We start from the raw sequence: 22,575 nt of genomic DNA on the forward strand, positions 1-22,575 counted from the left end.
CTGGGCGGCGAGTGCTCCTAGGCTGGGGAGCATGACCGACGAGACCCTGCGCCTGGAACCGGGCGACACCGCCCCCGCATTCACCCTCGAGAGTGACGACGGCGGGCGCGTCTCGCTCACGGACTTCGCGGGCGAATCGGTCATCCTGTACTTCTATCCGCAGGCCATGACCCCGGGATGCACGACCCAGGCGTGCGACTTCCGCGACAATCTCGCCTCGCTCGCGGGCGCAGGCTACCGCGTGATCGGCGTCAGCAAGGATTCGCCCGAGGTGCTGCGACGCTTCCGGGAGCAGGAGCACATCACCTTCCCTCTGCTCTCCGACGAGTCCCTCGACACCCACCGCGCCTACGGCACCTGGGGCGAGAAGAACAGCTACGGCCGCGTGCTCACCGGCACGCTGCGCTCGACCTTCGTGATCGACCCGACAGGCAGCATCCGGTTGGCGTTCTACAACGCCAAGGCCACCGGCCACGTCGCGATGCTGCGCCGCAAGCTCGGGCTGGACTGAGCGTTCGCTCGCCTCAGCCCTCGTCGGCGACCGACGGGGCGGGGGCGAATGCGACGCGCACCGTCGGCAGAACCAGCAGCACCATGACGAGCACGGAAGGCACGATCAGCGCCCAGCCGATGGCGGGCTGAGCGTAGAGCCCCTGGAACGCCCCGACGGCGATCGCGAGCTGGATGAGCTGCCAGGTGAAGGCGGCGCCGCGGATCCACGAGGCTCCTCGGGCTGCGCCGACGGCGATCGCGCACACGAAGACGGCGGCGATGACGAGGATCACGAAGATCGCGACGGCGCTCGCGAACGAGGCTGGCGTCGCCGTCAGCAACTCCATGAGGAACCACACCGCGACGCCCACGACCAGCACGGCCTCTGCGACCAGCACGATGCGCAGCACCCACACGAGGACACGGTTGGGGACGGGTGCGTCGCTCACGTCGGTTGCCCCCCGAACAGGCCCATCACTCACAGCGTTATCCCATACAAAACTATTGAACCAACGCACCTGCTATGCGACCATTGTCGAGGTCAAGTTTTGCTCACAGGGACGTGAGCTGCGCTCTCTTGAGCTTACTTCCTGCTGCTTGACCTTCACCCCGCTGCATTTCTCGCCGTTATCGGCCATGCACCACTGCAACAAAGGAGCACCCCCATGGATTGGCGCGACAAGGCCGCCTGCCTCACTGCCGACCCCGAACTCTTCTTCCCCGTGGGAAACACCGGTCCGGCCGTCGACCAGATCGAGAAGGCCAAGTCCGTCTGCGCCCGTTGCAGCGTCACCGAGATCTGCCTGCAGTACGCCCTCGAGACCGGCCAGGACTCGGGCGTCTGGGGAGGCCTCTCCGAAGACGAGCGCCGCGCCCTCAAGCGCCGCGCCGCGCGCGCCCGCCGCGCCTCCTGAATCACCGAACGCTCGCCTCGTTCGAGGCGGGCGTTCGTCATGTCACGGTGAGGATGCGAATGTGAGCGTCGCACTGAAGACTCTCCTTGAGCTCATGGAGACGACGACTCAGCTGCTCGCGCCATAGTCCGAAACCACGCACGTTTCCGGGCAGCGCGGAAGAAACCAGGGCCGCAGCGGATTGTCGTCGGTTGGCCTCATTTGGCGCTGCGATCTCAAGCCGTCTACACCCATGTCACCTCCGATGACCGAGTCATGAAAGCGAAACCAGCGTCGAACCCGGTATCGATAGCTGTGGTGTTCAACGGCTGCGTGTACACCCCCATACGCGTTTCGTCGGTGAGCAGGATCATCGCCCGCTCTTGGTATCGACGGACGCTCACGATAGCGACCGGGGGATCGAATTCCCGCAAACGCGATTCTGCGATGCAAAGCGCATAGTGAAGCATCGTCCAACTGGACCAAACGTCCACTTCCCATAGTCCCGGACCGCGGCTGATTTCGTCGGCCGATCGCGGTGGCGACAACCGCGGCACCGAAGGGGCTAGAGCCTCGAAAAGTTCTCCCGCGTCGATGTCGACGGGAAAATCGTGTTCCCTGGAAGCTACATCGACAACGCGAACACCGGCTCCCTCGACACTGATCTCGCTCACCACGAACGTTCCCGGCCGCTGCGACCTCTCAAGGTAGTGAAGAGGCAGCATGACACCCGACAACAGGGTCTGGGGCACCGCTATCACGCTCCGCCCACCCTGTTCATGTCACGTCCCCTCGCTCAGCTCTCGGAGACGGGGGCGAGCCAGCGCAGCGGAATCTCGATGGTGACCTCGGTTCCGCTGCCGAGGATCGTGTGCCAGTCGATGGTTCCGCTCAGTTCCCCCTGGATGAGCGTGCGCACGATCTGGGTGCCGAGACCCGATCCCACCTTGCCCTCGGGAAGGCCAGAGCCGGTGTCGCGCACCTTGACGCTGAGCGTGTCGTCGGTGCGCGTCGCGGTGATCTCGACGTCGCCCTCCTGACCCGCGAGCCCGTGCTCAACGGCGTTCGTGACGAGTTCCGTCAGTGCAAGGGCCAACGGGGTCGCGTACTCACTCGGAAGCACGCCGAAGCTGCCCTCGGACTTGGGGTGCACCGTGGTGTTGTGGCTGGAGGCGACCTCTGCGATGAGCATGAGCACCCGGTCGAAGACGGCGTCGAAGTCCACGCTCTGCGCCAGTCCCTCTGAGAGCGTGTCGTGGACGACAGCGATCGCGGCGACGCGACGCATCGCCTGGGTCAGCGCCTCACGGGCCTCCTCGGAGTGGGTGCGGCGCGCCTGGATGCGCAGCAACGACGCCACGGTCTGCAGGTTGTTCTTGACCCGGTGATGGATCTCGCGGATGGTGGCATCCTTCGTGATCAGCTCACGCTCCTGGTGGCGCTGCTCGGTCACGTCACGGCACAGCACGATGGCCCCCACGCGTTCACCGTGGTTGCGGATGGGGATCGCGCGCAATGAGACCGTCACCCCGCGGGCCTCGATATCGGTGCGCCAGGGAGCGCGTCCCGTCACGACGAGGGGAAGCGACTCGTCCACGACGAGATTGCCGGTGAGCAGCGTCGTCGTCACCTCGGCGAGTGAGACGCCCTCGAGCTCGTCGGCGAAGCCCATCCGGTTGAAGGCCGAGAGCGCGTTCGGGCTGGCGAAGGTGGTGATGCCGTCCACATCCAGGCGGATGAGGCCATCGGATGCGCGCGGCGCGCCCCGGCGTGGTCCCGTGGGGGCGCCCTGGTCTGGGAAGTCTCCCGATGCGATCATCTCGAACAGGTCGTTCGCGCACTCGTTGAAGGTGAGCTCCTGCCGGCTGGCGGCGCGGGTCTCGCTGAGATTCGTGTGCCGGGTCAGCACGGCGATGGGAGTGGCAGTGACCTGCGGGCCACTGGCCGAGAGTCGGCGCATGACAGGGACCGCACGCACTCGGGTCGGCGTCTCCTCGTACCAGGCCGGGGCGTGGGAGTCCACGATCGACGCCGTCTGGAAGGCCTCGTCGACCTGGGCGAGCCACTCCGGCCGGATCTGCTGGCCCACGAAGTCACGGTAGAACAGCGTCGCAGCACTCGACGGGCGGGCGTGCGCGACCGCGACGAAGCTGCCCTCGTCTGCGGGCACCCAGAGCACGATGTCGGCGAAGGCGAGGTCCGCGATGAGCTGGCCGTCGGCGACGAGCATATGCAGCCAGTCGACGTCGGGCTGGGAGCTGCGGCCCTGAGCGAGAACGAGATCACTGAGCGTCGACACGTCCCCCAGCGTATCGTCCGGCGCGGCGGGTGGGCGCGGCGGCGGTGTCGGGTCGCGTCAGCCCACGGAGACCGACTCGCGCGCGGGCCGGGTGGCTCCGCGGCGCCGCGAGCGCCGGCTGAGCGGAACCGAAGGCGGCAGCAGCGCCTCGGCGACGTACCGAACCAGAGCGGCGCGGGCGGGCGACTTCGCAGCCTCCTCCCGCAGCGTGCGGCCGGCCAGCACGGCGGCGTCGAAGCCGCGCTGATCCTCCGGCACCAGACACACCGGCTCGATCCCACCGAATCGGCGCAGGGTCGTGCGCACCTGGCCGACGGGATCCATGCCCACGGCGCTCGCGCGCACCCGATTCACGATGACGTCCACCGGTGTCGCACCGACCACCTCGAGCAGGTCTCCGTAGGCCCGCAGAAAGCGGGGCAGGCCGATGGGATCGGCTGCGGCGACGGCGACGACCCTGTCGGCGGCCTCCAGGGCGGCGAGCGTCGCGGCGTTGCGGCGCGGTGCGAACAGGTCGCTCGAGATCTCCTCGTCGTTCTCGAGGCTGGAACCCGTGTCGATCACGACGGTGTCGACCCACGAGCGGCACGCGCGCAGCACCGCCGAGACGCGTGTTCCCCCGAGTTCGGGCCAGCGCGCAGCGCGCGCGATGCCGGTGAGCACGCGGAACTCGCCGCCGGGTGAGAGATGGTGCTGGCACACCCGATCCAGTTCGTCGAGGGTGAGCGCGTCGGCGGCGGCGAGTCGGCAGGCTGCCGCGAATCCGGGTGCCTCGTCGAGCATGCCGAGCATGGGGGCGACGGTGCCCCCGTAGCTGTCGGCATCCACGAGCACCACGCGCCTGCCCGCCGCAGCCAGTTCGGCGGCGATCGTGATGGCCAGCGCCGTGCGTCCGGGTGCGCCTGCTGATCCCCACACCGCGATCACGCCCGGCACGGCAGAGCTCGGCTGCGACGCGGTGAACATGGCCGGGGCGGTGAGAACGCTCAGCGCCTCCTCGATCTCCTCCCAGCGCACACCGGCGTCGAGCACGTCGTAGAGCCCCAACTCGGCCGCGTGCCGACGCTCGTAGGAGTTCGCCGCCAGCACGAGGAGCCGTATCCCGCGCCCATCGGCCTCCTCGATGAGCGCACGGGTGAGGGTCTCGTGAGCGGCGCTCACGAGGGCGGTGTCCGCGCCCGCCGCATCCGTCGCCCCGATGAACTCGCGCGCGGTGTCGTACCGTGCGAGAACCCGATGGCCGTGCTCGATGACGTCGGCGATGAGCCGGTCCTCGGTGTGCCGGTCGATGATGAGAACGAGTGCCGCCACGCCTCAGCCCGCCGGCACCACGGAGAGGGCGTCGCCGCCGGCGACGGCCTGCAGCACGAGTGCCACCTTCGAGCGCGGCACGACCAGTTCCACGTCCACGGAACGGCCGTCGGCGATCAGCCCGTCGGACTGCTCGATGCGTGCCACCGAGGCCGACGGCACGAGCACGGCCGGCGGACCGAATTCGGACTGCTCCAGTGCCGGCGCGGACCACAGGTCGACGATCGCCCCCTCGGAGACGGATGCGGGCAGAGCACCCTTGACCGCGACGACGACCGTGGTGAGGTTCTCGGCGCCCTTCTCGCCGACGGCGGTGAGGGGAACGAGTTCGCCAGCCAGCACGGAACGCGTGACGACGAGGCCTTCCGCGGGGACGGCGCTGGTGCCGAGGTACTTCTCGGCCGTGTCGCCCAGCCGCACGTGCGCGATGACCAGGTCGCCGTCGTCGATGCGGTCGCCGACGGTCAGCGCCGTGCGCGCCGCGTACACGTCGGTGGTCTCGTCGGAGGCCGCGATCGTCGCCCAGACGCCGACAACCGACACGACCACGAGGCCGATCCCGATGAGGAAGCGCGGGTCGATCCAGAACGATCGTGCTCCCCCGCCGCGCGCCCTCGCCATGCGACCACCTCTCCTCAGCACCATCGTGCATCGATCCGGTGACGGTCGCAGAAGTTATCCACACCCCGTGCGCCCGCGAGAGTTGCTCACAATCGACGGGGATAATGGGGTACATGGCCCCCGTTCCCGGTGACGACGCGCTCGCGCGCTTTCTGACGCTCGCCGACGTGGCCGAGATCCTCAAGATCCCCGTCGACGAGGCCGAGGCGCTCGTGCGCTCCGGCGAGCTGCCCGGCATCCGCGTGGCGGGCGCCTGGCGCGTCGAGCGGGTGGTGTTCGAGTCCTACATCGAGGCGCAGTACGAGGAGGCCCGCCGCATCGCGCTGTGGGAGGGCTCAGACTTCGGCAACATCCCCGAGCTCTCGGGGGGACGCATCCTGCGCCCGCCGCAGCCTCCCGAGGAGTAGCGGGGGCCGCGAACTCAGCCCGCGAGCCGGACGAGACGCACCTGCTCCAGCGGAACGAGCCGGTACTGCCGCACGGCGCGATCACGCCGCGGCACCCCGGCCTCGTGGACGGCCAGGTCGAGGTGGTCGCGTCCGACCCGATCGATGGTTCCGTGCACGGCACCGCCGGCCGTCATCACCTCGACCGCGCTGCGCCGGCGACACAGGTCGCGCAGCACGAAGGGCAGCCCCATCCGGTCGATGATCCGCAGCCGGGCGTCGCTCGGGGCGGCCTCCAGGCTGGGGTCCACCTGGCTGCGATCCAGCACGACCGAGGCGACCGCGGCCAGCGGCAGTACGCACTGCGGATGCCACGGCGAGCCGTCCAGCACGTCTCCGGCCAGCCAGTCCCTCCCGAATGCCGTCGGGCGCACGGTCAGGGTGGCTCCCCCCAGCAATTCGAAGCGCACGGCCGGGACCGCGCCGGTGGACGGCGTGCGGGAGAGCACCATGATGCGATCGCGCAGCAGCAGCCGTCCGAGGCGCAGGCGCTCCTCTTCGACGCGGTGATCGGACTCGTCGGCGCGCAGCTCCTGTTCGAGCTGGCCCTCGAGGTCATCGAACAGCTCGTCCCAGCGCATGAGGGAACGCTAGGGCCTGAGCAGCCCTGACCGCTGCGATTATCCACAACCTGATCAGGTGCTGGACAGATGAGCCGAACTCATGATTGAGTCGCACGCATGGAACGGCCCTCTCTCGGGGGTCACGGCCGCTCCACCCGATGACCAGCGGAGTGCGCGATGACGAGCGATGCGACAGCCAGGTGGCCGATCCCCTCCGCGGGCGCGGCCGAGCACCTCACCGCCGACGAGTTCTTCGCCCCGCAGCCGACCTCGACCAACGAACTGCCCGACCCGCGGCCGCTTCTGGCCAACCTCACCCGTTGCGTCATGGAAGTGCTGGCCGGCGCCCGGGAGGTCGAGCAGCTGGCGCGTTGGGTCACCGACGACGTGTACAAGCACCTGCTCAAGAGGGTCGTGCTGGCCGCCCGCGCACGGTCCTTACGCGGTCAGTCCCCCAGCCGGCCGAACATCTCCATCGGCACCATCATCATCGACGAACCACGCGACGGTGCCGTGGAAGCCGTCGTCATGGTGCACGGCCGCGGTCGCTCCCGCGCCGTCGCCATCCGTCTGGAGGGCCTGGACTCCCGCTGGCGCGCCTGCGCCATCCATGTGCTCTGAACCCTTGGCAGGGCTCTCCCATCCCCTCCCGGAGAGCGGAGGGGACTCAGCCCTTCTTGCGGTCGGCCGCGCGACGCTCTGCACGGTTGACCGGCGCCGCCTCGGGCGCATCCGCGCGCTGGCCGAACGCACCGCGTGAGGCTCCCGTCGCGGGAGCCTGCTGCGACTGCGCGGCGGCGACCTGTCGCCGTGCCCGCTCGGTCGCGGCCTGCTGCACCTGGCCGCGCTGGTTGCGCACCTCGACGCCGCCGGCATCGCTCGGCGCTGAGTAGCTGAGCTTCTCATCGCCGGAGCCGGAGCGGTCCAGCCCCTTCGCCGCAACGACCGGCGCGTCGACCTCGCCACCGCCGCCGACCTCGACCTCGAGGTTGAACAGGAAGCCGACGGTCTCCTCCCGGATCTGCCCCATCATCTGCTGGAACATGGCGTAACCCTCGCGCTGGTACTCCACGAGGGGGTCGCGCTGGGCCATCGCCCGCAGGCCGATGCCGTCCTTGAGGTAGTCCATCTCGTAGAGGTGCTCGCGCCAGCGGCGGTCGATGACCGAGAGCACGACCCGGCGCTCGAGTTCGCGCATGGCGGGTGAGCCCAACTGCTCCTCGCGCCGCTGGTAGGCGATGCGGGCGTCGGAGAGGATCTCGCGCCGCATGAAGTCGCGGTTGATGCGACCCTTGCTGCCGGCCTCGGCCACGACCTCGTCGATCGTCAGGCCCACCGGGTAGAGGGTCTTCAGTTCGGCCCACAGGGCGTCGAAGTCCCAGTCATCCCCCGAGCTCTCGCTCGTGTGCGCATCGATGATCTCGTCGATCACCGACTCGAGGAACTTCTGGGTGCGCTCGTGCAGGTCATCACCCTCGAGGATGTGACGGCGGTCGCTGTAGATCGCCTCGCGCTGGCGGTTCAGCACGTCGTCGTACTTCAGAACGTTCTTGCGCACCTCGGCGTTGCGCGCCTCCACCTGCGACTGGGCGCTGCGGATGGCACGGCTGACGACCTTCGACTCGATCGCCACGTCGTCCGGCACACCGCGCGACATGAGCGCCTCGGCGGCACCGGCGTTGAACAGGCGCATCAGGTCGTCGGTGAGCGAGAGGTAGAACCGGCTCTCGCCGGGATCGCCCTGGCGTCCGGAGCGGCCGCGGAGCTGATTGTCGATACGGCGCGACTCGTGGCGCTCGGTACCGAGCACGTAGAGCCCGCCCGCCTCGAGCACCTTCTCGGCCTCGACGGCAACGTCGCCCTTGACCCGCTCGAAGACCTCGTCCCAGCGGGCCTCATACTCCTCCGGAGTGTCGACAGGGCTCAGGCCCGCAGCATTCATCTCGGAGACGGCCAGGAACTCGGCGTTTCCGCCGAGCATGATGTCGGTTCCGCGGCCGGCCATGTTGGTGGCGACCGTGACCGCACCGTGACGGCCGGCCTGGGCGACGATCGCGGCCTCGCGTGCGTGGTTCTTGGCGTTCAGCACCTCGTGCCGCACGCCCTTCTTCGCCAGGAGGCGCGAGAGGTACTCGCTCTTCTCGACGCTCGTGGTGCCCACGAGAACGGGCTGGCCCTTCGCGTGGCGCTCGACGATGTCTTCGACGACCTGCGCGAACTTGACCTCCTCGTTCTTGTAGACGAGGTCGGACTGGTCGACGCGCACCATCGGCCGGTTGGTGGGGATGGGCACGACGCCGAGCTTGTAGGTCGACATGAACTCGGCCGCCTCGGTCTCGGCGGTACCCGTCATGCCCGAGAGCTTGCTGTAGAGGCGGAAGTAGTTCTGCAGGGTCACGGTGGCCAGGGTCTGGTTCTCAGCCTTGACCGCAACGCCCTCCTTCGCCTCGATGGCCTGGTGGATGCCCTCGTTGTAGCGGCGGCCCATCAGGATGCGGCCGGTGTGTTCGTCGACGATGAGCACCTCGCCGTTCATCACGACGTAGTCCTTGTCGCGCTTGAAGAGGGCGTTGGCCTTGATGGCGTTGTTCAGGAACGAAATGAGCGGCGTGTTCGCCGACTCGTAGAGGTTGTCGATGCCGAGGTAGTCCTCGACCTTCTCGATACCGGGCTCGAGCACGCCCACGGTGCGCTTCTTCTCGTCGACCTCGTAGTCCTCGCCGGGCGTGAGGCGCTTGGCCAGGCTTGCGAACTCGGTGAACCAGCGGTTGGCCTCGCCGGATGCCGGGCCGGAGATGATGAGCGGAGTACGGGCCTCGTCGATGAGGATCGAGTCGACCTCGTCGACGATGGCGAAGTAGTGGCCGCGCTGCACCATGTCGGAGGCCTGCCACGCCATGTTGTCGCGCAGGTAGTCGAATCCGAACTCGTTGTTCGTTCCATACGTGATGTCTGCGGCGTACTGCTCACGGCGCTCCTCGGGCGTCTGACCCGAGACGATGCAGCCGGTGCTCATGCCGAGCGCGCGGTAGACGCGGCCCATCAGCTCAGACTGGTAGCTCGCGAGGAAGTCATTGACCGTGATCACGTGCACGCCGCGGCTGGTGATGGCGTTCAGGTAGGCCGCCGTCGTGGCCACCAGGGTCTTGCCCTCGCCGGTCTTCATCTCGGCGATGTTGCCGAGGTGCAGGGCGGCGCCGCCCATGAGCTGCACGTCGAAGTGGCGCAGTCCGAGCGTGCGCCGACTGGCCTCGCGCACGGCGGCGAACGCCTCGGGCAGCAGGTCGTCGAGGGATTCGCCGTTCGAGTAGCGCTCGCGGAACTCCACCGTCTCGTGCTTCAGTTCCTCGTCACTGAGGGCGGTGAAGTCGTCTTCGAGGGCGTTGATCGCTTTCGCGTAGTTCTCCAGGCGGCGAAGGACACGGCCCTCCCCGACGCGAAGGACCTTTTCCAGGATTGAGGCCACGAATGCACTCCAGGTTCGTCATCAGGCGCGATGCGCGCCTCGCGCCCACTCGGGCACGCGGGTCACCGACCCAAGCGGCAACCATACCAATGCTAGTTCCCGCAGGGCTGGCAACCCGCGTGGACGAGTGGACGCCCGGCTGCGCCTCAGGAAGCGGCCGCGGATTCCGCCCGCTCCGCCTCCTCGAGGCCGATCACGCCGTAGTCCCAGCCCTTGCGACGGTAGACGACGCTCGGACGACCGGTCTCGGCGTCGAGGTAGAGGTAGAAGTCGTGCCCGACGAGCTCCATGTTGTAGAGCGCATCGTCGATCGTCATCGGAAGCGAAGCGAACGTCTTGCGGCGGATGACGACGGGACTGTAGTCGTACTCGCTCTCGGCGTCGTCGGGCTCGGGCTCCACCACGGGGATGGAACCGGTGCGCACCCGCTCGATCACCTCGACGTCGGCCGGCTGGATGCCGACGCCCGCGAAGGCGTTCGATCCCTCCTCGCGCACCGACGACGGCCGGTGACTTCCGCCCCGGTGCAGCTTGCGCTTGTCCTTCGCCCGGCGCACCCGCTCGATCAGCTTTCCGAACGCGATGTCGAACGCGGCGTACTTGTCCGACCCATCGGCCTCCGCCCGCACCACCGGCCCTTTGCCGATGAGCGTGAGCTCCACGCGGTCGTTGCCGTTCGCACCGTTCGTGTCGTGGTGACGGCAGACCTTGACCTCCAGGGCGAGTGCCTTGTCGGCCAGCTGGGAGACCTTATCGGCCTTCTCGGTCGCGTACTCGCGGAAACGATCCGTGATGCCCGCGTTCCGTCCGACGATGTTCAACTCCATGTCGACCTCCCGATTCCGAACGTGCCACCCGTCGAGAGAGTCAGGGTGGTCTTCGACGCCTTTCCTGCCACCGTAGACCGGCCTCGGTGAGATGTCACCTGTTGTTTGCTTCGGGGTCCTCATGCGTCTGCTGAGCGTTCACTCCACCGCCGCGTGTCGGCGACGACGGCTGCCCCGATCACCTCCGCTCCCGCCTCGCGCAGTACTCGAGCGGCCTCGAGCAGCGTCGAGCCGGTGGTCACGATGTCGTCGACGAGAAGGAACCTGCGCCCCTCCAGGCTCCGGATGCCGCGGCGCATCCCGAGCGTTCCGGCGACGTTGCGCATGCGCTGGGCTCGTCCGAGGCCGACCTGATCGCGCCGCCGCACCCGATGACGCAGCACTCGCGGTGCCCGGAAGCCGGCACGCCGCACCAGCATGTCCACGGGCCGGTAACCACGGCGGCGCCAGGAGCGCGCCGACGAGGGGATGCTCACGAGCTCCACCCCGGTGGAGGCGGTGTCGGCGAGCGCCGCCAGGATGGCGTCGCGCAGCGCCCGGGCGAGCGGACGGGCCAGGTCGACGCGGCCGCCGTCCTTGAACGCCGCGATGGCGTTGCGCGCGGCGCCCGCGTAGTCCAGCGCGCACCACACCTCGAGCTCCCCGCGACGGGCGCGGTGCACGGCATCCGCCAGTGTGGAACGGCAGGCGCGACAGAGCGAACGGCCGGCTCGGCCGCATCCGGCGCAGCGCACGGGAAGCAGCAGCGCACCGGCATCGGCGAGCGCGCCGGCAAGGTCGAACGAGAACCGCATCGCCCCAGCCTCGGCGAGCAGGCGCTGTGACAACGGCAACGGCGACGCCGGCATGAACTAATGCGCGAGGCGGACGGGATGTGAAGGAGCGCTCAGAGGCCCTGCTGCGTGGCCAGCAGCACGACGCCGTCGATACGCGGCTGCCAGCCGATGCCGCGACGCTGTTGCAGCCAGCCGTCGCCGCCAAGCAGTCGCAGGTCGCGAACCGAGGTGCCACTGCCGATCGCCGTCGCACCGGAATTGCCGTCGAGCAGGTCGCTGGGGCCCCCCACCTGCTGGGTGACGATGGTCGTGGATCCATCGCCCACCGCGGTCAGCGACACCACGGTCGACTCGTCGACCCATGCGATGTCGCGCGGGCTGCCGGCGACGTTGGCGAGGGTGAGGGGCGGCCCGAGCTTCAGCGGGACCTGCCGCTTGTCCCCGTCGCCGCGCACGATGGCGGCGGCGACCAGACGGCTGCCGGCGCCCGTGTCGATCAGGGCGATCAACCGGGTGCCGTCGCGCGAGAGGCGGAACGCGATGATGCGCGTGGCATCCGGCCAGCTCGTCGCGACGGCGTTCGCGGATCCGTCGGGCGCGTAGGCCTTCATGGCGCCCGGAGCATCGGCAGGCACGCTCCAGACCACGCCGAAGCCGTCGACGGACGGGGCGATGAGGTTCGGCCGGTCATCGAGGGGCACGGCCGGATTGCCCGCCCGCACGAGTGCGACCCCTGCCGGGGAGAGCACCGCGGCGGCCGACTGCCCTGGACCCAGGGTGACGGCACTCGGTGCAAGGGCGGCAACCGTCTCGGAGATGCCCGCAATGGGGTCGATCGTGTCGCCGGTCGGGGCGAGGAAGCCGAAGGCGCCCGCGCGCAGCACGAGCGCGCGCGAATCGATGGCCGGATCGGTCGTGGCCGCGTTGACCGAGGAGTCGGGCACCTCCTGGTCGATCTGGTTGACCGAGATGGCCACCGATCCGACCGTGGAGACGCTGCCGACGAGGCTCTCGGTGAGTTGCTGCTTCATGCGCACGAGCGTGCCCGCATCCGCCTTCAACGCCTCGGCGTTCAGGTCGACCCTCGCGGTGCGGGAGACCACCTGCACGCTGTCGGAGGTGAGCGAGGTGCCCTCGGGGAACGCGGAGACCACCGCTCCCGCAAGCCACGGGCTCGGTCCGGCGAGCAGTTCCCTGGTCACCTGCGCCGGCGTCGAGAGCGTGCGCGGGAAGTAGCGCAGGTCGGGCACGAGGTAGCTGAACGACGGGTCGAAGAAGTACAGCGGATACGCGCCGAAGACCAGCTGGAAGGTGGGCCGGTCGATGACGATGCCCTGCGGGGCCTTGCTGATGCGCCACTGCCCCTTGACCTTCTGGAACTCGTAGTCCAGCGTGCTCGGCGCCGAGGAGTCAGACTCGGCGTACTGACCGTGCGTCGAGACATCGGCAAGGGGTGTCACCTGCAGCGACATGGAGAGTTCGCCCGTGGAGGCGTAGATCCGGTCGGCGCTGCGATCCACGGTGGCGCCCTCGCGCGGGTTCCACTGGTCCGACCACGCGCTGGTGAGGTACTTGCGCGCCGTCTCCCAGTCGCTCTGGGGACTCGCCGCGGCATCGATGAAGCCCAGCAGGATCTCCGCCTGCGAGGCTCCCGCCTGGGGGTCGCGCGCGAGGATGTCGAGCTCGAGCCCGTCATCGGCGTTCTGCGGCGGCGCGGCGTGCACGGACCCCGACTGCGGGATGGACGCGCATCCCGTGAGCAGGGCCAGCAGGGTCGCCGCGGCGACCGCGAGGCGCAATCGGCGTCGGCTAGGCACGGGGCACCTCCCGCAGTCGGCTCGCATCCAGCAGCTCGGGGTGCTCCGTATCGGCGGGAACGAGCGGCAATGGCGACTCCTGGATGGTGCCGCCGACCACGCGCGGCACGGTGAGCCGGAAGTTGGAGCCGAGTCCGAGCTCGCTCCAGACCTCGAGCCTGCCACCGTGGGCGCGGGCGTCTTCGAGGGCGATCGCCAGGCCGAGTCCGGTTCCGCCGATGGTGCGCTGGCGCGACGGGTCGGCGCGCCAGAACCGGTCGAAGACGTGCGACGCGTCCTCCGCCGACATGCCGACATGCCGACACCGTAGTCCCGCACGCCGATGGCGACCGCACCGCCGTTCGAGTCGACAGAGACGATGATCGGCCGGCGCTCGCCGTGCTCGATGGCGTTGCCGATGAGGTTGCGCAGCACGCGCCGCACCCGGCGTGGGTCGACCTCGGCATCGAGGTGCCCGCCCGGGGCGTCCAGCGTGAGCACGCAGCCGTTGCTCTCCGCGAGCGAGGCCATGCTCTCCACTGCGTCGCGAGCCAGGTGCACGAGGTTCGTCGGCTCGCGGATGAGCTCCGCCGAGCCCGCGTCGTACCGGCTGATCTCGAGCAGGTCGGTCAGGAGCACCTCGAACCGTTCCACCTGCGCGTGCAGGAGCTCTGCCGTGCGACCCGCCGTCGGCGAGAACGACCCGCGCTGGTCGTAGAGCATGTCGCCGGCCAGGCGGATGGTGGTCAAGGGCGTGCGCAGTTCGTGCGAGACGTCGCTCACGAAGCGCTGCTGCACCTCGGAGAGGTCGGCAAGCTCCCGGATCTGGGATTGCAGGCTGTCGGCCATGCCGTTGAACGAGCGGGCGAGGGTCGCGATGACATCCTCGCCCTTCTGCGGGATGCGCACCTCGAGGTCGCCGGCGGCGAGCTGCGCGCTCGTCTCGGCGGCCACGCGGATGGGGTTGACGACCAGGCGCACGACGACCCACGCGACGGCCCCGATCAGAGCGAGAAGCGCGAGAGCAGCGACCGCCGTCGTGCTCTGCACGAAGCCCAGGGTCTGCTGCACATCGGCGAGGCTGTAGCCGATGTAGACCTCGTAGTAGCCCGCGGCGGGCAGGAGCAACTGCGATCCCACGACGATGCCCGGCTCGGAGCGGCCGTCGGCGTCCGTCAGGCTCACGGACTGCCAGTACTGGCCGTTCTTGTGCTTCTGCACCTGCTGGCGCAGCTCGGGCGTGATGATCTCGCCCCGAAGTTCCGGGCTCGTGAAATCCGGAGGCGCGGCGGACGAGGTGGCCTGGCCGGGAACGCGGAACAGCGCGATGGTCTTGCTCGAGGACGCGGCCTTCATGGCGGCCTGTGCTGAGAACAGCACGTTCTGCACGGCCGCCCGGTCGGAGGCATCCGACGCGTCGAGCACCCCCTGTGCCGCCTCGGTGGCGCGCGAGGAATCCACGAGCACCTGGTCGAGGCGCGACTGGAACAGGTTGTTGCTCACGCTCACCGAGAGGTAGATGCCGGTGAGCAGGATCGCGATGCTCGCCAGCCCGAGCGTGACCATCACCGTGCGGAACTGCAGCGAACGCCGCCACAGCCGCGCGACCTGGGGTGGCCAGTCACGCCACTCCGACCAGTGGATGGCTGCGCGCGGGCGCACCGCGTCGGCGGTCATGGCACTCCTCAGGCCGACCCGCCGGCCCGGTACCCCACGCCGCGCACGGTCGTGACGATGCGCGGGTTGTCGGGATCGTCCTCGATCTTGGCGCGCAGCCGCTGCACGTGCACGTTCACCAGGCGGGTGTCGGCCTTGTAGTGGTAGCCCCACACCTGCTCGAGCAGCATCTCGCGGGTGAAGACCTGCTGCGGCTTGGAGGCAAGGGCGAGCAGCAGGTCGAATTCGAGCGGGGTCAGGTTGATGCGCCGGTCGCCGCGACGCACCTCGTGCGCGGCGGGGTCGACGCTGAGGTCGCCGATCTGGATGCGGGGACTCTCGCCGTTCTGCGCGGGGCGCAGGCGGGTGCGGATGCGCGCGATGAGCTCCTTGGGATTGAACGGCTTCACGATGTAGTCATCGGCGCCCGACTCCAGTCCCTTCACCACGTCGGCGGTATCGGTCTTCGCGGTCAGCATGATGACGGGCGTTCCCGACTCCGCGCGGATCTGGGTGCACACCTCGATGCCGTCCAGGCCGGGCAGCATGAGGTCGAGCAGCACCAGATCGGGCGAGGACGCACGGAAGGCCTCCAGCGCCAGCGATCCGTCGGCGCAGAAGTAGGGCTCGAAGCCCTCACTGCGCAGAACGATGCCGATCATCTCTGCCAGGGCGGTGTCATCGTCGACAACCAGAATGCGTGCGCTCATACGTCCGTTTTCTGCGAAGGCACGGCACCTGCGCCGCGCGATTCCTGAGCACCAGAGTAGTGGCTGGCGCCTGAGTACCCGCCGCACTGCGACCGCCGACCGGCAAGACCCGTTTTCCGGCAGCGATGCTGCTCCCGAACGCGGGTCACGCGGATGCGCCGGCCACCGTCCGAGCCAGTGCCCGCTGTGCGAGCATGGAGGCGTGACGGACGCACACGAGGACGCTCTTCCGCCCACCGGGCCGACGCCCCCGCCCGCGCCTCCGGCGGCGCCGCTGATCGCTCCTCCGCTACCGCCGCAGCCCGCGTGGGGCCAGCAGCAGGCTCAACAGCCACAGTGGGGACCGCCGCAGCCGCCGCAACCTCAGTGGGGACAGCAACAGCCGCAGTGGGGTGCCTACGGTGCTGCGCTCCCCGGCAGCGCACCGGGGTGGACGCCTCCGCCGAAGCCCGGCCTGATCCCGCTGCGTCCCCTGAGCTTCGCCACCATCCTCGGAGCCCCCTACCAACTGCTTAGACGCAACCCGAAGGCCACGTTCGGCAGCGCGCTGCTCATCCAGCTCATCGTCGCCGTCGCATCGACGGTGATCGTGCTTCCGCTCGCCTTCGTCGCGGCCACCAGGCTTCAGAACGCCCGTGCGGCCGAGGTGGGAACCATCATGGCCGGCACCATCGGCTGGGTCATCCTCGGGATGCTCGTGCTCGTCGTGCTCTCGGTTCTCTCCACCGCGATGCTGCAGGGCGTGATCGTGCTCGAGGTGGCGCGCGCGAGCCTCGGCGAGAAGCTGAGCCTCGGCGCACTGTGGAAGCAGGTGCTGCGCAGGCTGCTGCCCCTCAGCGCATGGGTGCTGCTGCTAGGCGCGGCGTTCCTGCTGGCCGCAGCCATCATCGTCGCGATCGCCGTCGCGCTGTTCTCCGCGGGCCAGGGCTTTCTCGCGGCGGGCGTCGTGTTCAGCATCCTGGGCGTGCTCGGACTGATCGTGCTGTTCGCCTGGCTGTATACGAAGACCGTCTTCGTACCCTGCGCGATCGTGCTCGAGCGTCGCGGCATCGGCGCATCCGTCGCACGCTCCTGGTCGCTCACGCGCGGCGCGTTCTGGAAGATCTTCGGAACCAACCTGCTCGTGCTGGTCATGGTCAACGTCGCCGCCAATATCGTCACCGCCCCGCTCAGCCTCATCGTGGGCTTCGCCTCGGCCGCCCTGGACCCCAACGGAACCGGCCAGGGCATCTTCATCTCGATCGGCGCGACGTTCCTCAGCCTCATCATCAGCATCATCGTCGGATCCATCGCCTCCGTGGTGCAGTCGGCCACGATCGCGCTGCTCTACATCGACCAGAGGATGCGCCGCGAGGGCCTCGACCTCGAGCTCCAGCGCTTCGTGGAGCAGCGTGCGGCCCAGGTGCCCGGCGCCGACCCCTATCTCACGCCGGTCGCATGAGGCTTCCTCTCGACGTGCCCGTCGATCCCGACGGGCCCGAGGCGAGACAGTGGCTGAACGACGAGCTCGCCAAGCCGCAATACCAGGAGAGCCGGCCCAACTGGTTCGACCAGCTCTCCAAGGCCGTGCTCGACTGGCTGGGCTCGCTCTTCTCCGGCCGCGGCGACGCGGGCGCGGTACTTCCCCTCGTCCTCACGGTCATCGCGGTCGTGCTCATCGCCGTGGCCCTGATCGTGTTCGGACTTCCCCGGCTCAACCGCCGTGCCGCCGCGGCGGGCGTGTTCGGGGAGGACGATGATCGCTCGGCTCAGGCCCTGCGCCGCTCGGCCCGGGATGCCGCCGACGCCGGCGACTGGTCGACGGCCGTGCTCGACGCCTTCCGGGCGCTCGCGCGGCGGCTCGGTGAGCGCACGATCCTGAGCGTCTATCCCGGTACGACCGCCGACGAGGTGGCGCGACAGGCGGGCATCTCCTTTCCCGACTCCGCGCTCCCCCTGGCGGCTGCCGCATCCGCCTTCGACGCCGTGAGATACCTGGGGCGGCAGGGCACCGAGCCGGACTACCGCGCCATCGTCGCCCTGGATGCGGCGCTCGAGGCCGCCCGCGCGGCGGAGGTTCCGGCGTGAGCGCGGCCACCCTCCAGACTCCCCTGGTGCGCGAATCGTTGCGGCGCTCGCGCTTCTGGGTGCTCGCCGCCCTCATCACGCTCGCCGTCGTCGTCTGTCTCGTTATCATCCGCGGTTCCGGCGCCGTCGGCGGAACCCCGCTCGCCGCCGACAACCCTGGTCCAGCCGGCAGCCAGGCGCTCGTGGATGTGCTGAAGCAGCAGGGCGTCGCCGTGACCGTCGCGCACAGTCTCGGGGCGGCGGAGCAGGCCCTCGACACCGATTCCACTCTCTTCCTCACCGACCCGCAGGGGCTGTTGTCCGCGGGCCAACTGCGGCGCCTCGCCGCGAGCGCGGAGGCGATCGTGATGGCGGAACCGTCGTTCGATGCCTTGAAGGCGCTCGCGCCCGCCGTGCGGCACGGCGGGCGACCGTCCGGCCAGACGGCGACTGCGCAGTGCGATGTGCCGGCGGCGACCCGTGCCGGCCGGATCTCCACGAGCGAGGCAACGCTCGGCGCGACCTCGGCCGACTGGACCGGCTGCTTCCCGGCGGGAAAGCACCGTTTCTCCCTGGTGCAGGGCGATCGGCAGGGCGCCCAGCTCACCCTCCTGGCGAGCGGCGCGCCGCTGCGCAACGACACGATCGGCCAGCAGGGCAACGCCGCCCTTGCCCTGGGTCTGCTCGGTTCCCGCGATCACCTGGTCTGGTACCTGCCCTCGCTCCCGGATGTCGTGGCCGGCGAGCGCAGCCCCACCATCGCCGAGCTCACTCCGGACTGGGTCACCCCGGTGCTCGCGCTGCTCGTGGTCGTCACGATCGCCGCCGGCGTCTGGCGTGGCCGCAGGCTCGGGCCGCTCGTCATCGAGAACCTGCCAGTCACCGTGCCCGCGGCCGAGACCATGCAGGGTCGGGCGCGGCTCTACGCCCGCACGAACGCGCGCCTGCGCGCACTCGATGCCCTGCGCATCGGCGCGATCGGGCGTCTCGGGTCGGCCCTGCGACTGCCCACGTCCTCTTCAGCGGACGACGTGGCCGCAGCGGTCGCCGTGCTCACGGGCAGGCCCGCGGCATCCGTTCGGGGACTGCTCATCGACCAGGTGCCCGCGAGCGATCGCGACCTCGTCGACCTCGCCGCCGCCCTCGACGAGCTCGAGGCCCGGGTGCGCGACGCCGCCCGCCCGCAGTGACCCCCCACCAGATACCGCCGCACCGACCGGGAGAATGAACGCATGACCGCACTGGACACCGACGCCCGTTCCGCACTCGAGAAGGTGCGCGCCGAGGTCGGCAAGGCCGTCGTCGGCCAGGACGGGGCCGTCACCGGCCTGCTCATCGCCCTGCTCGCGCGGGGGCACGTGCTGCTCGAGGGCGTTCCCGGCGTGGCGAAGACCCTCATGGTGCGTGCGCTCAGCCAGTCGTTGTCGCTGCAGACCCACCGTGTTCAGTTCACGCCCGACCTCATGCCGGGCGACGTGACGGGATCCATCGTCTACGACCAGAAGCGCGGCGACTTCGAGTTCCGCGAAGGGCCCGTGTTCACGAACATCCTGCTCGCCGACGAGATCAACCGCACCCCGCCGAAGACGCAGTCCGCGCTGCTCGAGGCCATGGAGGAGCGCCAGGTGAGCGCCGACGGCGTCTCCCGCCCGCTACCGGAACCCTTCCTCGTGGCGGCGACCCAGAACCCGATCGAGTACGAGGGCACCTACACGCTGCCCGAGGCGCAGCTGGACCGGTTCCTGCTGAAGCTCGTGCTCGACGTGCCGGAGCGCGACAGCGAGGTCGAGGTGCTGCGCCGCCACGCCGACGGCTTCAACCCGCGTGACCTCGCCGCGGCGGGTGTCACACCCGTCCTGGGACCCGCCGAGCTCGCGGCGGCGCAACGTGCGGTGGACGCGGTCGGCGTGAGCACCGACGTGCTGGGGTACGTCGTCGACCTCGCCCGGGCGACCCGGCGCAGCCCCTCGGTGCGCCTCGGCGTCAGCCCGCGCGGTACCACAGCGCTGCTCGCCGCGTCGAAGGCGTGGGCCTGGCTGAACGGGTACGACTCGATCACCCCCGACCACGTGCAGGCCATGGCGACGCCCGTCTGGCGCCACCGCATCACGCTGCGGCCCGAGGCGGAGCTGGAAGGCGTCTCCGTGGATGCGATCCTGCGCTCGATCCTGCAGCAGGTGCAGGTTCCGCTGTGAGCCTCACCGGCCGGTTCGTGGCGCTCCTGCTGCTCGGGATCGTGCCGGTCGTCGTGTTCGGCGCCCTCGCCCCCGGCTCGGCGTGGCTCACGCTTCTCGTGTGGGTGCTCGTGTGCGCCGCGGCTGCGGTGATCGACCTCGCGCTGGCGCCGTCAGCACGCGCGCTCACCGTCAGCCGTGAGGTTCCCGGCCGCGTGCGGCTCGGTGAGACCGCCGTGACGGAGCTCCGGCTCGCCAACGCCGGCCGGCGCACGATCGCGGCGACGGTTCGCGACGGCTGGCAACCCTCAGCCGGGGCTGCCTTCAGCCGCGCGCGACTGAGGATCCCGGCCGGCGAGCGGCGCGCTGTGCGGGTTCCGCTCACGCCGACCCGCCGCGGTGAGCGGCGCACCGAGTTCGTCGCCGTGCGCTCGCTCGGGCCGCTGGGTTTGGCCGCCCGGCAGCTGACCACGATCGCTGCCGGTCGCATCCGGGTGCTGCCTCCGTTCAACGCGCGCAAGCACCTGCCCTCGCGCCTGGCCCGCCTGCGCGAGCTCGACGGCCGCACCGCCGTCATGGTGCGCGGTCAGGGCACCGAGTTCGACAGCCTGCGCGAGTACGTGCGCGGCGACGACGTGCGCTCGATCGACTGGCGGGCCACGGCCCGACAGGGCGAGAGCGCCGGTGCGGGCCAGCGGCTGATGGTGCGCACCTGGCGACCGGAACGCGATCGGCGCGTCATCATCGTGGTCGATACGGCACGCACCTCGGCGGCCCGCGTACGCGACGAACCGCGCCTGGACACCGCTTTCGAATCGGCCCTGCTGCTCGCCGCGCTCGCCTCGCACGCCGGCGACCGGGTGGACTTCCTGGCGTGGGACCGACGGGTGCGCGGCCGCGTGCAGGGTGCGGCGGGGGCGGAACTGCTCAGCCGCATGGTGGATGCCATGGCCCCGATCGATGCGGAGTTGATCGAGGCCGACTGGGCCGGCGTGCCTGCACTCGTGCGCAGCGTGAGCAATCAGCGCGCACTCGTCGTGCTGCTCACGAGCATCGACGCCCCTGGCGCCTCGACCGCGCTGCTCGCCATGCTCCCCCAGCTCACCCGCCGCCATACCGTCCTCGTCGCGGCCGTGACCGACCCGGATGCTGCAGCAGCGATCACCGACCGCTCGACGCTCGAGCGCGTCTACGAGGCGGCGGCGGCCGAGCGCGCGCTGCTCGACGTGGCCCGGGTGTCGGCCGCCATACGGCTCCTCGGTGGCGACGTCGTGACCGGTTCGCCCGCAGACCTGCCTCCGGCCCTCGCCGACCGCTACCTCGCGCTGAAGGCCGCCGGGCGGCTCTGACCAGCGCGGCGCTGCCCGGCCGGGCCGGCCGCGGGTGCGGGCAAGGGCCGGCATCGGCACGCGGTTCAGGGCTACGGGCCTGTGCGACTGCGAAGCCGTCACCGGTTTGCGACATACCGCGATCTCGCGCGGGCGCGTCGCCGGGCCTGCCGCTAGCCTCGGGCTCGCGCCCGTCGGCGCAGCATCCCTCCCCCTCACAGAAGGACACCCATGTCATCCACCACCGACGCACCCGCCGTCGTTCCCATCGAGGCTTCACCCAGCACGAGCGCCCGCTGGGCGGCCGAAGTGGCCGGAACCTTCGTGCTCGTGTTCGGCGTCATCGGAACCGCCCTCTACGCGGCCGGCTTCGCGGCCGGCAAGGGCGGCCTGAACGTCGGCTTCCTCGGGGTCGCGCTGGCCCTCGGACTCTCGGTGATCGTCAGCGCCTACGCCTTCGGCCCCATCTCGGGCGGTCACTTCAACCCGGCCGTCACGCTCGGCCTCGCGACGGCGGGCCGCTTCCCGTGGCGCGAGGTCGTCGGCTACATCGTCGCGCAGCTCGTCGGCGCCATCGCCGCGTCGAGCGTGCTGCTCGTGGTGCTCGCCAGCAGCAAGAGCTTCGACGTGCTCTGGTTCCGCGCCGTCTCCACGGGTTACGACGAGCTCTCCCCCGGCGGCTATGGCCTGGTCTCCGCCCTCGTGATCGAGGTCGTCGCCACCGCCCTGTTCCTCTACGTCATCCTCGGCGTGACGAGCTCACGGGCTGCCCTGGGCTTCGCGCCGCTGGCCATCGGCTTCACGCTGACGCTGCTCGCGCTCGTGGCCATCCCCGTCTCGAACGGCTCGTTCAACCCGGCCCGCTCGATCGCGACGGCCCTGTACGGCGGACCGGTCGCCCTCGGCCAGGTCTGGCTCTCGATCCTCGCGCCGATCGTGGGAGCGCTCATCGCGGGCGCAACGTTCAAACTGCTCTTCGACCGCACGAACAAGCTCGCCGCGTAGCCCTTCGGCAGGCTCGGCGACGCGGCTTCGACAGGCTCAGGCCGGGCCCTTCGACAGGCTCAGGACCGAGCTTCGGACGCGCCTCAGCGACCGGACTCCCGAGGCTCAGCCCACCACTCGCTCGCTGAGCCTGTCGAAGCGTCGCAACCAACCTCGGGGCGCCATC

Annotated in this window: 22 protein-coding genes and 1 pseudogene; 10 read left to right on the top strand and 13 right to left on the bottom strand. The window is 69.9% G+C overall.

Going from position 1 to position 22,575, the window contains the following annotated elements; translation table 11 throughout:
* Positions 1–31 precede the first annotated feature (31 nt).
* A complete protein-coding gene (gene bcp, locus WDJ51_RS01940) occupies positions 32–511 on the top strand; it encodes a thioredoxin-dependent thiol peroxidase (RefSeq protein ID WP_337850737.1) in 480 nt (159 codons plus the stop codon).
* A 13-nt stretch (positions 512–524) separates the two neighbouring features.
* Here bcp and WDJ51_RS01945 read toward each other — a convergent pair whose 3' ends face one another.
* On the bottom strand, positions 525–941 hold the full coding sequence (locus tag WDJ51_RS01945) for a hypothetical protein (protein WP_337850738.1): 417 nt from the start codon (positions 939–941) through the stop codon (positions 525–527).
* 216 nt (positions 942–1,157) lie between these two features.
* Here WDJ51_RS01945 and WDJ51_RS01950 point away from each other — a divergent pair, with 216 nt between their 5' ends.
* Complete coding sequence (locus WDJ51_RS01950) at positions 1,158–1,406, top strand: WhiB family transcriptional regulator (RefSeq protein WP_337850739.1); 249 nt, start codon at positions 1,158–1,160, stop codon at positions 1,404–1,406.
* 224 nt (positions 1,407–1,630) lie between these two features.
* On the opposite strand, the gene WDJ51_RS01955 is transcribed toward WDJ51_RS01950, so the two are convergent.
* From WDJ51_RS01955 to WDJ51_RS01970, 4 genes are read right to left on the bottom strand one after another with little or no spacing between them, the layout of a single operon-like run.
* Entirely contained in the window at positions 1,631–2,137 is a 507-nt protein-coding gene (locus WDJ51_RS01955; RefSeq protein ID WP_337850740.1) for a hypothetical protein, read from the bottom strand.
* Between the two features lie 44 nt (positions 2,138–2,181).
* Positions 2,182–3,684: a sensor histidine kinase gene (locus WDJ51_RS01960; protein WP_337850741.1), complete on the bottom strand. Its 1,503-nt coding sequence runs from the start codon at positions 3,682–3,684 to the stop codon at positions 2,182–2,184.
* A 57-nt stretch (positions 3,685–3,741) separates the two neighbouring features.
* On the bottom strand, positions 3,742–4,995 hold the full coding sequence (locus tag WDJ51_RS01965; RefSeq protein ID WP_337850742.1) for an AAA family ATPase: 1,254 nt from the start codon (positions 4,993–4,995) through the stop codon (positions 3,742–3,744).
* Between the two features lie 3 nt (positions 4,996–4,998).
* On the bottom strand, positions 4,999–5,616 hold the full coding sequence (locus tag WDJ51_RS01970) for a hypothetical protein (protein WP_337850743.1): 618 nt from the start codon (positions 5,614–5,616) through the stop codon (positions 4,999–5,001).
* 113 nt (positions 5,617–5,729) lie between these two features.
* Here WDJ51_RS01970 and WDJ51_RS01975 point away from each other — a divergent pair, with 113 nt between their 5' ends.
* Positions 5,730–6,023: a helix-turn-helix domain-containing protein gene (locus WDJ51_RS01975; RefSeq protein ID WP_337850744.1), complete on the top strand. Its 294-nt coding sequence runs from the start codon at positions 5,730–5,732 to the stop codon at positions 6,021–6,023.
* A gap of 14 nt (positions 6,024–6,037) precedes the next feature.
* Here the strand turns inward: WDJ51_RS01975 and WDJ51_RS01980 are convergent, their stop codons facing one another.
* The gene (locus tag WDJ51_RS01980; RefSeq protein ID WP_337850745.1) at positions 6,038–6,643 is read right to left on the bottom strand and encodes a hypothetical protein; all 606 of its coding nucleotides are present in this window, start codon (positions 6,641–6,643) and stop codon (positions 6,038–6,040) included.
* A 159-nt stretch (positions 6,644–6,802) separates the two neighbouring features.
* Between WDJ51_RS01980 and WDJ51_RS01985 the strand changes: the two genes are divergently transcribed.
* Complete coding sequence (locus WDJ51_RS01985; protein WP_337850746.1) at positions 6,803–7,246, top strand: Rv3235 family protein; 444 nt, start codon at positions 6,803–6,805, stop codon at positions 7,244–7,246.
* Between the two features lie 46 nt (positions 7,247–7,292).
* Here WDJ51_RS01985 and secA read toward each other — a convergent pair whose 3' ends face one another.
* The 7 genes and pseudogenes from secA to mtrA all read right to left on the bottom strand — a co-directional run bounded on the left by secA (position 7,293) and on the right by mtrA (position 15,856).
* On the bottom strand, positions 7,293–10,091 hold the full coding sequence (secA, locus tag WDJ51_RS01990) for a preprotein translocase subunit SecA (protein WP_337850747.1): 2,799 nt from the start codon (positions 10,089–10,091) through the stop codon (positions 7,293–7,295).
* Positions 10,092–10,237: 146 nt separating this feature from the next.
* Complete coding sequence (gene hpf, locus WDJ51_RS01995; RefSeq protein ID WP_337850748.1) at positions 10,238–10,918, bottom strand: ribosome hibernation-promoting factor, HPF/YfiA family; 681 nt, start codon at positions 10,916–10,918, stop codon at positions 10,238–10,240.
* A gap of 119 nt (positions 10,919–11,037) precedes the next feature.
* Complete coding sequence (locus WDJ51_RS02000; RefSeq protein WP_337850749.1) at positions 11,038–11,712, bottom strand: ComF family protein; 675 nt, start codon at positions 11,710–11,712, stop codon at positions 11,038–11,040.
* A gap of 92 nt (positions 11,713–11,804) precedes the next feature.
* A complete protein-coding gene (locus tag WDJ51_RS02005) occupies positions 11,805–13,538 on the bottom strand; it encodes an LpqB family beta-propeller domain-containing protein (protein ID WP_337850873.1) in 1,734 nt (577 codons plus the stop codon).
* Positions 13,504–13,800, bottom strand: a complete 297-nt coding sequence (locus WDJ51_RS02010) for an ATP-binding protein (protein ID WP_337850874.1) — start codon at positions 13,798–13,800, stop codon at positions 13,504–13,506. The genes WDJ51_RS02005 and WDJ51_RS02010 overlap by 35 nt, the downstream gene beginning before the upstream one ends.
* A gap of 47 nt (positions 13,801–13,847) precedes the next feature.
* Positions 13,848–15,167, bottom strand: a pseudogene (mtrB, locus tag WDJ51_RS02015) (MtrAB system histidine kinase MtrB); the annotation flags it as partial.
* 8 nt (positions 15,168–15,175) lie between these two features.
* A complete protein-coding gene (gene mtrA, locus WDJ51_RS02020) occupies positions 15,176–15,856 on the bottom strand; it encodes an MtrAB system response regulator MtrA (protein WP_337850750.1) in 681 nt (226 codons plus the stop codon).
* Positions 15,857–16,058: 202 nt separating this feature from the next.
* On the opposite strand from mtrA, the gene WDJ51_RS02025 reads away from it, so the two are divergent.
* From WDJ51_RS02025 to aqpZ, 6 genes are all read left to right on the top strand, one after another.
* On the top strand, positions 16,059–17,297 hold the full coding sequence (locus WDJ51_RS02025) for a hypothetical protein (RefSeq protein WP_337850751.1): 1,239 nt from the start codon (positions 16,059–16,061) through the stop codon (positions 17,295–17,297).
* The gene (locus WDJ51_RS02030) at positions 17,294–17,923 is read left to right on the top strand and encodes a DUF4129 domain-containing protein (protein ID WP_337850752.1); all 630 of its coding nucleotides are present in this window, start codon (positions 17,294–17,296) and stop codon (positions 17,921–17,923) included. The genes WDJ51_RS02025 and WDJ51_RS02030 overlap by 4 nt, the downstream gene beginning before the upstream one ends.
* Positions 17,920–19,092, top strand: coding sequence for a DUF4350 domain-containing protein (locus tag WDJ51_RS02035; RefSeq protein ID WP_337850753.1), 1,173 nt, complete (start codon positions 17,920–17,922; stop codon positions 19,090–19,092). Before WDJ51_RS02030 ends, WDJ51_RS02035 begins: the two co-directional genes overlap by 4 nt.
* Positions 19,093–19,134: 42 nt before the next feature.
* Positions 19,135–20,097 (top strand): AAA family ATPase, encoded by a 963-nt coding sequence (locus tag WDJ51_RS02040; protein WP_337850754.1) that lies wholly within the window; start codon positions 19,135–19,137, stop codon positions 20,095–20,097.
* Positions 20,094–21,425: a DUF58 domain-containing protein gene (locus WDJ51_RS02045; RefSeq protein WP_337850755.1), complete on the top strand. Its 1,332-nt coding sequence runs from the start codon at positions 20,094–20,096 to the stop codon at positions 21,423–21,425. The genes WDJ51_RS02040 and WDJ51_RS02045 overlap by 4 nt, the downstream gene beginning before the upstream one ends.
* Before the next feature lie 210 nt (positions 21,426–21,635).
* Positions 21,636–22,409, top strand: a complete 774-nt coding sequence (gene aqpZ, locus WDJ51_RS02050; RefSeq protein ID WP_337850756.1) for an aquaporin Z — start codon at positions 21,636–21,638, stop codon at positions 22,407–22,409.
* Positions 22,410–22,575 lie beyond the last annotated feature (166 nt).

Origin of the sequence: Rathayibacter sp. YIM 133350, assembly GCF_037404875.1 — a bacterium.
Lineage (GTDB): Bacteria > Actinomycetota > Actinomycetes > Actinomycetales > Microbacteriaceae > Orlajensenia.

Excerpts from the sequence above, each read along its gene's own strand:
- WDJ51_RS01975 (WP_337850744.1), top strand. The coding sequence starts at position 5,730 with ATGGCCCCCGTTCCCGGTGACGACGCGCTCGCGCGCTTTCTGACGCTC.
- WDJ51_RS02010 (WP_337850874.1), bottom strand. The coding sequence starts at position 13,800 with ATGTCGGCGGAGGACGCGTCGCACGTCTTCGACCGGTTCTGGCGCGCC.
- WDJ51_RS02005 (WP_337850873.1), bottom strand. The coding sequence starts at position 13,538 with ATGCGAGCCGACTGCGGGAGGTGCCCCGTGCCTAGCCGACGCCGATTG.
- WDJ51_RS01985 (WP_337850746.1), top strand. The coding sequence starts at position 6,803 with ATGACGAGCGATGCGACAGCCAGGTGGCCGATCCCCTCCGCGGGCGCG.
- WDJ51_RS01970 (WP_337850743.1), bottom strand. The coding sequence starts at position 5,616 with ATGGCGAGGGCGCGCGGCGGGGGAGCACGATCGTTCTGGATCGACCCG.
- WDJ51_RS02000 (WP_337850749.1), bottom strand. The coding sequence starts at position 11,712 with ATGCGGTTCTCGTTCGACCTTGCCGGCGCGCTCGCCGATGCCGGTGCG.
- mtrA (WP_337850750.1), bottom strand. The coding sequence starts at position 15,856 with ATGAGCGCACGCATTCTGGTTGTCGACGATGACACCGCCCTGGCAGAG.
- WDJ51_RS02040 (WP_337850754.1), top strand. The coding sequence starts at position 19,135 with ATGACCGCACTGGACACCGACGCCCGTTCCGCACTCGAGAAGGTGCGC.
- hpf (WP_337850748.1), bottom strand. The coding sequence starts at position 10,918 with ATGGAGTTGAACATCGTCGGACGGAACGCGGGCATCACGGATCGTTTC.
- WDJ51_RS01980 (WP_337850745.1), bottom strand. The coding sequence starts at position 6,643 with ATGCGCTGGGACGAGCTGTTCGATGACCTCGAGGGCCAGCTCGAACAG.
- aqpZ (WP_337850756.1), top strand. The coding sequence starts at position 21,636 with ATGTCATCCACCACCGACGCACCCGCCGTCGTTCCCATCGAGGCTTCA.
- WDJ51_RS01950 (WP_337850739.1), top strand. The coding sequence starts at position 1,158 with ATGGATTGGCGCGACAAGGCCGCCTGCCTCACTGCCGACCCCGAACTC.
- WDJ51_RS02030 (WP_337850752.1), top strand. The coding sequence starts at position 17,294 with ATGAGGCTTCCTCTCGACGTGCCCGTCGATCCCGACGGGCCCGAGGCG.
- bcp (WP_337850737.1), top strand. The coding sequence starts at position 32 with ATGACCGACGAGACCCTGCGCCTGGAACCGGGCGACACCGCCCCCGCA.